Genomic DNA, 13,182 nt, shown 5'->3' on the forward strand with positions numbered 1-13,182 from the left:
GTAATGCTCGACGTACTTTCCCACAACCCGTTGGGCATCTTCCAGCGATAATGGCGTCTGAGGCCGAATGCACTCACGCTTCAAACTACCGTGAAAACGCTCCAGTTTTCCGTTGCTCTGCGGATAGTAAGGCGAAGTCCTCACATGCGTCATGCCGGATTCCCGGATGAACGCCTTAAAATCGTTGGCAACGAACTGCGGCCCATTGTCTGAGATCAGCCGCGGCTTAGCTTCCGGATAGGCCTCCTGAGCTCGGAGCAGGACCACTTCAACCTCATCTTCCTTCATCGACTCACGAATCTCCCAGTGGAGGATAAACCTGCTACATCCATCCAGGACACTGCACAGATAGTAGAACGTCCCCTGGATATTCAGATAGGAGATGTCCACATGCCAGTGTTTATGCGGCTCCGAAGGCTGTTTGAACCCTGTGCCCTTCTGCGAGGGCGGTGGGCTCCAACGACGCATCAGCCCGGCAGTTCTGAGCACACGCAGCACTGAAGAGGGGCTGACCGCCACCACGTCTGCATCCTGCATCATGTAGGTCAGACGCCGATAGCCCTCTGACGGATGTTCATGGAAAAAGGCGACAATCGCTTCCCTCTCCCAATCGTCCAGCCAAAAATCTCGGGGAATACGGCCATTGTGGTCGTTAACCATTCCATAGCGCTTGCGCCATGAATAGAACTTGCCCCTTTGCACGCCTATCCAGTTGATAATCCGGCTCGTGTCGATTTCGCTCTTGTCTGACCAAGACGCCACGAAATCCACCACCGAATCCCGTATGTCCGGCTCCACCCAGCAGCCGTTCAGCTCACCCCAAGACTTTTTTTTAGCGCAACATGCGCCTCAAGAAGCTCGGACATAACCTCATTTTTGGTTGCCAACTTCGCTTCTAGTTCGGCAATCTGTCGATCACGAGCCTTTTGGCCGCGTTTGTCAGCCAAAGCCGCTTCGCCATTCTCAAACAAAGCCTTTTGCCAGCGATAGTACTGGCTGGGCTGAATGCCCGCCTCGTCACACAGATCCGAGAGAACCACCTTCTCGACCAGGTGACGGCGCACATAGCCTACCTTCTGCTCAGCCGTAAATCTCCGCTTCTTCCGTTCCATACAAACCTCCGCTTATTATCTACACATTATAAACGGCTTGTTTGTCATTTTCCAACTGAACCGAAACATGCCCACGAAATGATTTGGGGCCAATGGGACGCGATGGTAAGCGCCCCAATCATCGGTAAACAGGTTGGCGATGCCAAAAGGCTCCAGCAGTTTACGCAGCTCTTTGAGCACAGCATCTTTCCGAGTTCCGAAGACATATGCCAGGACGCGGCCTGACTGGCGTTCGATGGCATGCCAAATCCATCGAGGGTTGGCCTTGCTGCCGACATAGGACCACATTTCATCAGCTTCTGCTTGATCAACCCGAACCACGTCGACCGGCGTATCGGAAGCCAGTTCAGCCAGAAGTGGAAGATTCACCTGTGAGATTCCGGTGTTTTTTTATCTCTCGGGTGATGGTGTTGCGCCCGACACCCAGGACGCGAGAGGTGTCACGAATCCCAGCGCCGTTAAGAGTCATCTCAAGGATTTGACGTTTTACCTCTGGTTGACGCCCTTTGTGGGTGTAGGTCGTTTGGAAATAGCGGCGTTTACAGTCTGGATTGTCGCAGCGGAAGCGCGGCTTCCCATTGGACTGTTTTCCATTCTTTACAACGTTTTGGCTTCCACATTCTGGGCAATGCACGGTAATCATGGCCATCTGTTTTCTCCACTATCCATGTGAGAACGATGGCCAAATCCATGCAAGTTTTATACAAAATCAGCTAAACGGAGCCACTACCCAAAAGTGAACATATGGGCGCTGAAAGATATCGAGGGCTATGCCCTCGAGCTCCCAAGGTCAACATCCAAATCGTGGGCTCCGCCCACACCCGCTTAAGGGTCACAGACCCTTAAGAATCCCGACAAATTTCCGTTGGAAATTTGTCCCATAGTCAGCGCAAGCTCAGCCTACGTCACGCAAACATTGAGCGCTTTGGATGTGTGTCATTCTGGATTCAAGCAACTATATAACTCCAAAAGACTCTGCCAAAGCCGGTTTGCAAACATAACGGTATGGTGTGTTTGTGACGCTTCAGTGGCGCGCAAACCGAGCGCGCAGACAAAAAAAACCCCGCCAGAGGCGGGGTTGAAAAGCGGTTTTGCAAATCTCGGAAAACGGCGTGTGAAAAGGGCGATCAGCCCAATAGCGATAACACAACGCTGGGTTGCTGATTGGCCTGCGCCAACACCGCCACGCCGGCCTGCTGAATAATGGCCGAACGCGTCAGATTGGTGGTTTCGGCGGCCACGTTGGCGTCCATGATGTTGGAACGCGCCTCGGTGAGGTTCTGCGCGGTGGTGGCCAACACCGACGTCACCATATCCAACCGGTTCTGCACCGCGCCCAGAGTGGCGCGAATCTCCGACACGCTATACAGCGCCGTATCCACCAATGTGATGGCGGAGCTGGCCCAGGAGGCGCTGGTGCCGATGCTGACCAGGGAGATCCCCAGGTCGGTGGTGCGCGCCCCCTTGATGGTCAGAGAGATGGTTTGGCTCTGATTGGCGCCCACAAAGAACGTCACGCTGGTGCCCTCAGTGGACATCAACGTGGAGCCGTTGTACTCGGTGGAGGTGGCGATGCGCTGAATCTCCGAGATCAGCGCTGAGACCTCCACTTGCAGATTCTGCCGGTCGGTGGTGCTCAACGAACCATTGGCCGACTGCACCGCCAATTCGCGGATGCGCTGCAACGCATCATCGGTTTCATTCAAGGCGCCTTCGGCCACCTGGGCCATGGAAATGCCGTCATTGGCGTTACTGATCGCCTGGTTCAGACCACGGATCTGCGCCGTCATATTGGTGGCGATGCCCAGACCGCCCGCATCATCGGCGGCGCTGTTGATGCGCAACCCCGACGACAGGCGTTGAAAGCTTCTGGCCAGACTCTTTGACGTCTTATTCAGATTATTCGCAGCGCTGAACGCCAGCGTGTTGGTATTGATTGATATTGGCATAGCGGTTCCTCCGCATGCGTCGCTCCCCATGAGCGAAGCCGTTGCCCCATCCGTGGCGGAGGTGGGTTAATCATTGTCGCGGGCCAACCCGGGCCCCGTGCGGAACGCCTCCGCTTGTTGGACAGTCTGACGCGCTCATCCAAAGCGCTGCGCTGACGGCTTGATCGTCGCCGTGCGCTCGACTGTGCGGCCGCTCCCCTGGCCTGTGGATTGATTCTCTTATCGGGACCAATCCAAATCCCGCGCAGCGCGCGCCCAGGGCGCGGCTGTCTCTTTTACCTCTCCCCGAACGCGTCCAGGGGCGCCGCCGCCAGCAGCCGCGCCAGCATGGGATGCTGGTTGGCCTGCGCGTCGATGGCGCCCTGCGCATAGCGTTCGATGGCGTCGCGCGTCAGATTGGCCACGGACGCCGCCTGCGCGCCGTCCAGACGTCGCGCCTGCCGCTCCTCCAGGGCGCGCGCAGAAGCGTCCTGCAGATCGTCAATCACCTGCTCCAGACGATTGCGCGCCAAACCGAGATCCATGCGCAGATCGCCCACGTCCGCCAGCGCGCTCTCCACGCGCTCAACGTCCGGTTGCGCCTGCGCGCTGACGGCGGCTGCGGGCTCTTCGCCCAGACCCAGACCCTGCGCGCCGAGCTTATCCCACGAAAAGCTCACCACGCGCCCGGATCCCAGATCCAGACTGGCGCCCGCGCTATTCGCGCCGCCGCGCAGCAGTTGTGACTCATGCCACTTGACCCGCTGCGCCGCCTGGTCGATACGCGCCACCAACTGGTCCACTTCGGTCTGTAGACTCAGCTGCTCGGCGGGGGCAAACCCGCCGCGCTCCACCAACATGACCACCCGGCGCAGACGCGTCAGGGCGCTCTCGGTCTCCTGCAGCGCCTCATCGGCCACGTCGATGATGGAGATGCCGTCATTGGCGTTGCGTATCGCTTGGTTGTTCCCCCTGAGTCGCGACATGAATTGAGGCGAAAAAGCGATCCCCTCGGGGATCTCGCCGCTTCTGCTCGCACGCGCCGCGCTGGACACGCGCGAACGCATTGCCGCCGACGCTGACGCGTTGGCGCCTCGTCCCAATTGTCGCCGCGTTTTCAGGGAGGTGACATTGCCGTGAAGGTGTATCGTCACGGTCCCAGCCTCCTTCTATAAAGCGCGCCTTCCTTGGTCGAATAGGGGTTGCTCCTTGGGCCAACCCTGCCCGAATTGCTCCCTTGGATGTTCAACAGCCTCCTTTCCGCCGCGCACTCCCGCGCGCAAAACGCAAAAAGCCAACGCACGTTGGGGAACGTGGATGGCAAACGCCATCGGCGCGGACAGCAGGCGATTTTTCGCTCTGCGCATCCACGCTCTCACCACTCCCTGGCGCGTTGGCTTTCCTTATGGGCAATTTCGCCCTAAACATCATTTCATACTTTAAATCAGCACTTTAATTCCCGTTATCTGGATAAGCCCTGCGTTGGTTTTTTCGGGCCTATCGGTTTGTTTATCGAACGCTCTGACGTCAGCATGAGCGTTTTTTTCAACATAACGCGATTTTTGCGTTGGTTTATCTCGTCGCAATGCCGGAAAACCCTGCTTTGTGCCGCAATTCGTTAAAATAATTCTCTTATTTTCAGAGTTTTATGGGTTTACATCGCAAGCGGGCCAACATCTGTCTGCGTTGGTCGTTACGACAACATGCCCGAGAGCTCGCGCATGGCGCGAATCAATGCCGCCACCTCGGCCCGATGCGGCGCATTGACGCCCTGGACGCCGCGCCCACGGCGCCCATTTTGACGCATCTGCGCATCCAGGCTCTCCAGCTCCCGCGTGGCGTGGCCCAACTCCTGGCGCACCAGATCCCAGGACTCTTGCGCCATCGCCGCCTGTTGTGGCCGCTGCTGACGACGCGCCCTGGAGACGGAGCGGGGTCCGCTCAAGCTCACGCCGCACACCGTCTTGTGAGGAAATGCATGCTTCATGGGGGCTCTCCTTCCATCCATGGCCGGGAGAGCGCGCGGCGCGAGAGCCGCGCACCCCCCTTTTTTCCGCCCATCCTTAAGCAGTCATCAACGCCTACCCAAGCAGACTGAGCGCCAACGCAGGCTGTTGATTGGCCTGGGCCAATATCGCTGTGCCCGCCTGCTGCAGAATCGACAACCGGGTCAGGTTGGCGGTCTCGGAGGCGATGTCGGCATCCATGATGCGCGACTGCGCCGCCGTCTGCTGCTCGGCTTGGTTGTTGAGGTTGGCGATCACCGACTCAAACCGGTTCTGCACCGCGCCCAACGTCGCGCGAATAGACGTCACGCTACTCAACGCATTGTCCAAAAACGTAATCGCCGCCTGCGCCTGGTAGTTGCTGGTGCCGCTGATGGTGACATCGGCGCTGATGCCCAGCCCGGTGGCGGTCACGCTCTTGATGCTGAACGCGATTTTCTGACCGCTGTAGGCCCCCACCTGCAACTTGACCGTATACCCCTTGCTCAACAGCGTGGTGCCGTTGTACTGGGTGGCGCCGCTGATGCGGTTGATCTCGGAGAGCAGCTGGTCGAACTCGACCCGCAGATTCTCCCGATCGGTGGTGGTCAACGTGCCATTGGAGGATTGCACCGCCAACTCCCGCATACGCTGCAGGGCGTTGGTGGTTTCATCCAGGGCGCCTTCGGCCACCTGCACCAACGAAATGGCGTCGTTGGCGTTGCGTGAAGCCATATTCAGGCCGCGAATCTGCGAGCTCATGCGGGTGGCGATGGACAGACCGGCGGCGTCATCGGCGGCGCTGTTGATGCGCACCCCCGAAGAGAGCCGTTGAAAGGTCGTGCTCAAGTCCGTCGCCACGCTTGTCAGATTGCGTTGCGCCCGAATGGCTTGCACATTTGTATTGATGGAAAACATGGTCTACCTCCGCACCAAGTGTTTTTTCCCTTATCATGGCTCCCATTCCATGGGTGGAGGTGGGTTGCTCGTTTCATCGGACCAACCCTGTCCGAAATTACGCGCGCACGCGCGCCTCATCCTTGATCTCTATGCGATAGGACTCCTCCTTGAGACGCGCGGCGGCTCATGCGACGCGCGCGCTTGCGTCATCCCTGGCTCCAGCCAAATCAACGCGGCTTGCCGTGACGGATTTCCTCCATCACGGTGGCAAAATTGGCGACGCCCTGGCGCTCACGCCATGGCTTACGCCTGGTCCTTCCCTGGACCTGGACGTCGCCAAACATCGTCACATCATCCCAACAGACTGAGCGCCAAAGCCGGCTGTTGATTGGCTTGCGCCAAAATCGCCGTGCCCGCCTGCTGCAAAATCGACAACCGGGTCAGATTGGCGGTCTCGGCGGCGATGTCGGCATCCATGATGCGCGACCTGGCCGCCGTCTGCTGTTCCGCCTGGTTATCCAGGTTGGCGATCACCGACTCAAAGCGGTTCTGCACCGCGCCCAACGTCGCGCGAATGGACGTAATGCTGCTCAGCGCCGTATCCAACAAACCAATGACCGCCGTTGCGTGACTGGTGGTGGTGGTGCCACTGATAGTCGCGCCCGTACTCACGCCAATGGTGGAGGCTTTCACGCCTTTGATATGGAACGAGATAAACTGACCGCTATAGGCGCCAATCTGCAATCTGGCGCTATAGCCCACGCTCAACAGCGACTTGCCATTAAACGTGGTGTGTTGCGCAATGCGGTCAAGCTCCGACTGCAACTGCGCAAACTCGGTTTGTAGATTATCCCGGTCCGTGGTGGTCATGGTGCCATTGGCCGATTGCACCGCCAGCTCCCGCATACGCTGCAGAGCGTTGGTGGTTTCGTCCAGGGCGCCTTCGGCCACCTGCACCAACGAAATGGCGTCGTTGGCGTTGCGTGAAGCCATATTCAGGCCGCGAATCTGCGAACTCATGCGCGTGGCGATGGACAGACCGGCGGCGTCATCGGCGGCGCTGTTGATGCGCACCCCCGAGGAGAGCCGTTGAAAGGTCGTGCTCAAATCCGTCGACACACCAGACAGACTGCGTTGCGCCCGAATGGCTTGAACGTTCGTGTTAATAGAAAACATGGTCTTACCTCCGCACCAATTGCTGTTGCTTGTTATGGCTCCCATTCCATGGGTGGAGGTGGGTTGCTCGTTTCATCGGACCAACCCTGTCCGAATTATTGCGCGCGAACGCGCCTCATCCTTGATCTCTATGCGATAGCACTCCTCCTTGAGAAAACACGGCCGCTCGCATCATGCGAAAACGAATGCGTCATCCCTGCTCGCCATTCAGCCAATGCCATTGGCCAAGCGGGAATATCCCCGCCCGCCATGCCGATGCATAGGGCGACGCCCTGGCGTTCAAGCCATCAACTCCTGGTCCGTCCTTGGACCTGGGCGTCGCCGAATGTCGTTTACATCACCCCAACAGACTGAGCGCCAAGGCGGGCTGTTGATTGGCCTGGGCCAATATCGCCGTGCCCGCCTGCTGCAGAATCGACAACCGGGTCAGGTTGGCGGTCTCGGAGGCGATGTCGGCATCCATGATGCGCGACTGCGCCGCCGTCTGCTGTTCGGCTTGGTTGTTGAGGTTGGCGATCACCGACTCAAACCGGTTCTGCACCGCACCCAACGTCGCGCGCATGCTGCTCACGCTGTTCAGAGCATTGTCCAACACCGAGATTGCCGACTGCGCTGGCAAAGCGGAGTTGCCGCCAATTGACAGCGTCTTCACCTGCAGAGCAGTCGCCGTGGCGCTGTAGAGCTGGAACGTGATCTTCTGCCCGCTATAGGCCCCCACTTGAATCTTGCCCGAGTACCCACCAACGCTCAGCAGCGTTTTGCCGTTGTACTGAGTGGCGCTGGAGATGCGGTTGATCTCCGAAGCCAGTTGCGTGAACTCGGTGTTCAGATTGGTGCGGTCCGTGGTGGTCAAGGTGCCATTGGCCGATTGCACCGCCAGCTCCCGCATCCGTTGCAGAGCGTTGGTGGTTTCGTCCAGAGCCCCTTCGGCCACCTGCACCAACGAAATGGCGTCGTTGGCGTTGCGCGCCGCCATGTTCAGGCCGCGAATCTGTGCGCTCATGCGGGTGGCGATGGACAGACCAGCGGCGTCATCGGCGGCGCTATTGATGCGCACCCCCGAAGAGAGCCGTTGAAAGGTCGTGCTCAAATCCGTCGACACCTTCGACAGACTGCGTTGGGCCCGAATAGCTTGCACATTTGTATTGATGGAAAACATAGTCTACCCCCGTACCAAGATCGTGTTTCGTGTCTGGTTCCCATCCATGGGTGGAGGTGGGCTGTTCGTTTCATCGGACCAACCCTGTCCGAAAATTACGCGCGTATACGCGTCTCATCCCTGATCTCTATGCGATAGCACTCCTCCTTGAGAACACGACCGCTCGCAGCATGCGCAAACGGATGCGTCATCCCTGTTCACCGTTGATCCCATCAACTCTGTTGGCGAAAAGAGCGCACACTTCTCCCGCTCCACCTATGCATAGGGCGGCCTTGGCGTTCAAGCCATCAACCTCTGGCCCCGTTCTGGACCTGAGCGTCGCCAAACATCACAACATCATCCACACAACACGCCGAGCCTCGGCGCAGCGTGTTATGTGAGCCGCCTGACAATCGCCGTCCCTGTTTGCCCGATACGTCACAACCGGATCAGGTTGGCGATCTCCTCAGCGGCGCTCTCGGCGCCCAAAAGGCGCGCACAAACCGTCGCCTTCCGCTCAACTTGGCTGTCATCGTCACGTCAGCAGAGAGTGGGTCGCCTGCGCGCTTTGATTGGCCTGCGCCAAAATCGCCAGACCCGCCTGACGCACGATATCTTCGGTGGCATGGCGCACATGCTCCTGCGCCCGCCGCGCATCGGCGCGCTGGGCTTGCTGCATGAGCGCCCGGTCCGCCTCACGCCGCAACGCGCTGAGAACATTCTCAAAACGGTGTCGATCCACGCCCGCAGCCTGCTCCTCCTCTGCAAAATCGGAGAACCCAAAACCGATACGCTTTTGGCGTAAACCAGATCGATTGGCCGCCTGGTCGATCTCCTCAACCAACCGCCACAACGCCGACTCTTCCGGATCACAGTTGGCCTGTGGATCCAGATTCAGGCCCATCAACTGGGCCATGACGTTGGAGCCCGCCAACACCTGCGCCAAATAACGCGTCTCCAGGCGCCGACTGGCGGTCAACGCATGCGCGTGCGCCTGTCCATTGACGCGCAGCCCTGTGGCCAAACGCGACAAGCCGGTTGCGAACGAGCTTGGCGACAATGTGTCAAGCTTATGTAAAGACACCACATTTGTGGTGATGGTCATTGCCATAATCTCTTCCTCCCCTGATCACGCGCGGCACAGCGCGCGACATCCATGATTGGAGGCGGGGCGCTGGCGGCCTGTGGCCGCCAATCCCCCTGTCAATGGCGGGCCCTTGGCCCGCGCATGACATCACTGCATTGGATTCCTTAACCCAACTCAACCGCATACGCTGCGGCAACGGGGCTCCTTCCCATCAGTACAACGACAGCGGAACACGCCTGTCGTGTGGCCTTCCCTGGCCATGCGAACCCACCCACCCTGTCAGGAGAGGGGCTCACCTGTGCAACTTACTCCGTCAACGTCATGGCGCAGCTCACGCGACATAACGATCGCCATCCATGGCTCATGAGCCGTTCCCAATACCGAATCGACTCCATCCGGTCGCCGCTGAACGCTCCTGCTGTCCACGGCGAGCTCCCAGCGCGCCAGCGCCGGAAGTTAGAGCGCGGCGGCGCCTTGTATAGCCCATCCATGGGCTCAGGCGCCGCCAGGCATCATGCGCTCAGAACAATTACCCCAACAGACTCAGCGCCAAGGCCGGTTGCTGGTTGGCTTGCGCCAGGATGGCGGTGCCAGCCTGTTGCAGAATCGACTGCGCGGTCAGCTGCGCGGTCTCAAAGGCGATATCCGCATCCATGATGCGCGACTTCGCCGCCGTGGTGTTCTCCGCCTGGTTGTTCAGGTTGGAGATCACCGCCTCAAAGCGATTCTGCATCGCGCCCAAGGTGGCGCGGATGTCGGTGATGCTGTTGATGGCCAAATCCAGCGTGCTGATGGCCGACGCCGCCCGGCTCGGGCCCGTGCCGCTGATGGTCAGCGCGCTGATGGCCAGCGCATTGGCGGTGGCCGCCTTGATCACGAACGAAATCATCTGGCCACTATAGGCTCCCACCTGAATTTTGGCGGAGTAGCCCGCGGTGCTCATCAGCACCTTGCCGTTGAAGCTGGTGGTATGCGCAATCCGGTCGATCTCCGACACCAACTGCGCAAACTCGGAGTGCAGGTCGTCGCGGTCGCTGGTGGTCATGGTGCCGTTGGCCGCCTGCACCGCCAGTTCGCGCATCCGCTGCAACGCGTTGGTGGTCTCCTCCAGGGCGCCCTCGGCCACCTGGGCCAGCGAGATGCCGTCGTTGGCGTTGCGCGCCGCCATGTTCAGACCACGCACCTGCGCGCCCATGCGGGTGGCGATGGACAGGCCCGCCGCGTCGTCCTTGGCGCTGTTGATGCGCAAGCCCGAAGAGAGGCGTTGATAGACGTTGCCAAGCTTTTGGCTGGTCTTGTTCAGATTCCGTTGCGCGGTCAACGAAGCAACGTTGGTGTTCACATATAAGCCCATGATGCCTACTCCTTAGCTGTGTGGCCGACACTCCTTGCCGACCATCCTTCCATGGATGACGCCGCGTTTGCCTGCATGGTCTGGCGACGCCATATCCGACTCCTGACAACTGTGCGTTGTGTACAAACAACGCATGGATGACCGTCCCTGGTCATGTTTTGCAGACGAGAAACTGCCGGTCCCTGGCGGTTTCGCGTCTTAAGCGGACAAAATCCCATTTTATCCGCTACATAGCACATCCAGCGCTACGCTTCCCCACGCCATGACAACACACGCGCTTCCGCGAAACCCGTGCGCCTCCATAAGGGGAGAACACGGGCGGAGACGCATGTGCGGCTCCGCCCAATCTTTCCATTAACCCAACAGACTCAGCGCCAAGGCTGGCTGCTGGTTGGCTTGCGCCAGGATGGCGGTGCCAGCCTGTTGCAGAATCGACTGCGCGGTCAGCTGCGCGGTCTCAAAGGCGATATCCGCATCCATGATGCGCGACTTCGCCGCCGTGGTGTTCTCCGCCTGGCTGTTCAGGTTGGAGATCACCGCCTCAAAGCGATTCTGCATCGCGCCCAAGGTGGCGCGAATGTCAGTGATGCTGTTGATGGCCAAATCCAGCGTGCTGATGGCCGACGCCGCCCGGCTCGGGCCCGTGCCGCTGATGGTCAGCGCGCTGATGGCCAGCGCATTGGCGGTGGCCGCCTTGATCACGAACGAAATCATCTGGCCACTATAGGCTCCCACCTGAATTTTGGCGGAGTAGCCCGCGGTGCTCATCAGCACCTTGCCGTTGAAGCTGGTGGTATGCGCAATCCGGTCGATCTCCGACACCAACTGCGCAAACTCGGAGTGCAGGTCGTCGCGGTCGCTGGTGGTCATGGTGCCGTTGGCCGCCTGCACCGCCAGTTCGCGCATCCGCTGCAACGCGTTGGTGGTCTCCTCCAGGGCGCCCTCGGCCACCTGGGCCAGCGAGATGCCGTCGTTGGCGTTGCGCGCCGCCATGTTCAGACCACGCACCTGCGCGCCCATGCGGGTGGCGATGGACAGGCCCGCCGCGTCGTCCTTGGCGCTGTTGATGCGCAAGCCCGAAGAGAGGCGTTGATAGACGTTGCCAAGCTTTTGGCTGGTCTTGTTCAGATTCCGTTGCGCGGTCAACGAAGCGACGTTGGTGTTAACGTAGAGTCCCATGATGATCCTCCATGATCGGAACGCTTCCTGTTCCTACTGCTAATGGTGCTTTGATTCCCTTTGGAGCCATAAACCCGGCCCCCCTGGACATTGTCCCCGCACGCAGTGGCGCAATCCTGAACGGATCGCTGATTAACGCAACACCCGCCGTTTTCATCCTGAATACGGCCAACCCACGGTCGCTCTGCGCATGTCGTTGACTCCATGCCCTGCTTGTTTGCGGAGCGTCCAGCCCCTGTTCACGCGCCTTGCCGGTTCCTCCTGAACCACTCTCCTTGGCGCCACACTGCCAGAAGTCCAATCCCTTGGACCTCTTTCGCCATCCCTGGCGATTGCGCGCCATAGCCCACACTGTGGCGACCGACGGGCATGCGCACGCGTCACATTCCAATGACGCGATCCCTAAGGAGCCTCCAGCTCCCGATGGCGTCAGAGCGGTTCCATCCAGAACCCCTCCCTTGCGCTTTCACATCGTTGATATGGAGAAGACCACTCTTTGGCCCTCCCTCGCCATCCATGGCGAATCAACAACGCGTCAACGCGCCTGCGTGGCTGAAGTCAACCCAACTATGCCGTTTGCATTGACCCCATGCCCTGCTGGTTTACGGGGCGTCCAACCCCTTTACACGCCTGCCGGTTTTTCTTGAACCCACACTCCTGAGCGTTCCCACCGCTGGAAAGTCCATCCCATGGCTTTCCAGCGCGCCCCTGGGAGTGCGCGCGCATTGCTCACGCTGCGACGGGCAGACCACGCGCCTGCGCCATCATGCAGCTGACGATGCACAGACCCCTTGGACGCCGCTGTCGCGCATCTCCGAAGAGCAGCGCTGATGCACATCATCAAACGTCTGGCTCGTCGCCTGGATGCCATGGCGTGATCAACATAGCGATGTTGGCGTTCACGTCTCGCCGCAAGACCCCAACTGCTGCGCCGTGCGGCGCGCGTTGTCGATCTAATAGCGATATCGCATCCGATTGTATATTCAAGATTTATATCTCTTCTCTTCGCCCAATACGCTCTCCCTTTCATCCATGGCGTTGCGCCTAAGTGAATCAAAACCTGGCCCCATCCATCCCGGGCTTGGCGTCTTGTTGACGACTCTTGCCCGAAAACTTGCCGACGTAGGCGCCGGCGAGGGATTACATCAGCGATGGGGCCCGTGTTTGTGCGCCATCCTTGGCGCGCCCGCAGGCTGTTCCACACGGGCCCCATCGATCATGCATCCTGTCTTGCGCTTTACCGCTCCCGTCATGCGCCGCCAATTTGTCGCCACGCCAGCGGCGCTCTTGCTTGGCTTACCATCAAGGGATCTCATGAGGGAT

13 protein-coding genes are annotated in these 13,182 nt (G+C 59.5%); all 13 read right to left on the minus strand.

Annotated elements, in window-relative coordinates; translation table 11 throughout:
- Positions 1-798 (minus strand): DDE-type integrase/transposase/recombinase (locus MAIT1_RS09455; protein ID WP_143814759.1); only part of this gene is annotated, 798 nt, incomplete at its 3' end.
- A gap of 11 nt (positions 799-809) precedes the next feature.
- Positions 810-1,112: a transposase gene (locus MAIT1_RS09460; RefSeq protein ID WP_085440272.1), complete on the minus strand. Its 303-nt coding sequence runs from the start codon at positions 1,110-1,112 to the stop codon at positions 810-812.
- 15 nt (positions 1,113-1,127) lie between these two features.
- Positions 1,128-1,481 (minus strand): IS1 family transposase, encoded by a 354-nt coding sequence (locus MAIT1_RS09465; protein ID WP_143814760.1) that lies wholly within the window; start codon positions 1,479-1,481, stop codon positions 1,128-1,130.
- Positions 1,459-1,761, minus strand: a complete 303-nt coding sequence (locus MAIT1_RS09470) for an IS1-like element transposase (RefSeq protein ID WP_085440798.1) — start codon at positions 1,759-1,761, stop codon at positions 1,459-1,461. The genes MAIT1_RS09465 and MAIT1_RS09470 overlap by 23 nt, the downstream gene beginning before the upstream one ends.
- A 478-nt stretch (positions 1,762-2,239) precedes the next feature.
- On the minus strand, positions 2,240-3,061 hold the full coding sequence (locus MAIT1_RS09475; protein ID WP_085442046.1) for a flagellin N-terminal helical domain-containing protein: 822 nt from the start codon (positions 3,059-3,061) through the stop codon (positions 2,240-2,242).
- Between the two features lie 275 nt (positions 3,062-3,336).
- On the minus strand, positions 3,337-4,194 hold the full coding sequence (locus tag MAIT1_RS09480) for a flagellin N-terminal helical domain-containing protein (RefSeq protein ID WP_085442047.1): 858 nt from the start codon (positions 4,192-4,194) through the stop codon (positions 3,337-3,339).
- Positions 4,195-4,733: 539 nt separating this feature from the next.
- Positions 4,734-5,027, minus strand: a complete 294-nt coding sequence (locus MAIT1_RS09490) for a hypothetical protein (protein ID WP_085442049.1) — start codon at positions 5,025-5,027, stop codon at positions 4,734-4,736.
- 94 nt (positions 5,028-5,121) lie between these two features.
- Entirely contained in the window at positions 5,122-5,943 is an 822-nt protein-coding gene (locus MAIT1_RS09495; RefSeq protein WP_085442050.1) for a flagellin N-terminal helical domain-containing protein, read from the minus strand.
- A gap of 333 nt (positions 5,944-6,276) precedes the next feature.
- On the minus strand, positions 6,277-7,101 hold the full coding sequence (locus MAIT1_RS09500) for a flagellin N-terminal helical domain-containing protein (RefSeq protein ID WP_085442051.1): 825 nt from the start codon (positions 7,099-7,101) through the stop codon (positions 6,277-6,279).
- Between the two features lie 337 nt (positions 7,102-7,438).
- Positions 7,439-8,260 (minus strand): flagellin N-terminal helical domain-containing protein, encoded by an 822-nt coding sequence (locus MAIT1_RS09505; RefSeq protein WP_085442052.1) that lies wholly within the window; start codon positions 8,258-8,260, stop codon positions 7,439-7,441.
- Between the two features lie 514 nt (positions 8,261-8,774).
- Positions 8,775-9,344, minus strand: a complete 570-nt coding sequence (locus tag MAIT1_RS09510) for a hypothetical protein (RefSeq protein WP_085442053.1) — start codon at positions 9,342-9,344, stop codon at positions 8,775-8,777.
- A 511-nt stretch (positions 9,345-9,855) separates the two neighbouring features.
- Entirely contained in the window at positions 9,856-10,680 is an 825-nt protein-coding gene (locus tag MAIT1_RS09515) for a flagellin N-terminal helical domain-containing protein (protein WP_085442054.1), read from the minus strand.
- A 354-nt stretch (positions 10,681-11,034) separates the two neighbouring features.
- A complete protein-coding gene (locus tag MAIT1_RS09520; protein ID WP_085442055.1) occupies positions 11,035-11,859 on the minus strand; it encodes a flagellin N-terminal helical domain-containing protein in 825 nt (274 codons plus the stop codon).
- Between the last annotated feature and the right edge of the window lie 1,323 nt (positions 11,860-13,182).

It is taken from the genome of Magnetofaba australis IT-1 (genome assembly GCF_002109495.1).
In the GTDB taxonomy this organism is placed as follows: Bacteria; Pseudomonadota; Magnetococcia; order Magnetococcales; family Magnetococcaceae; genus Magnetofaba; species Magnetofaba australis.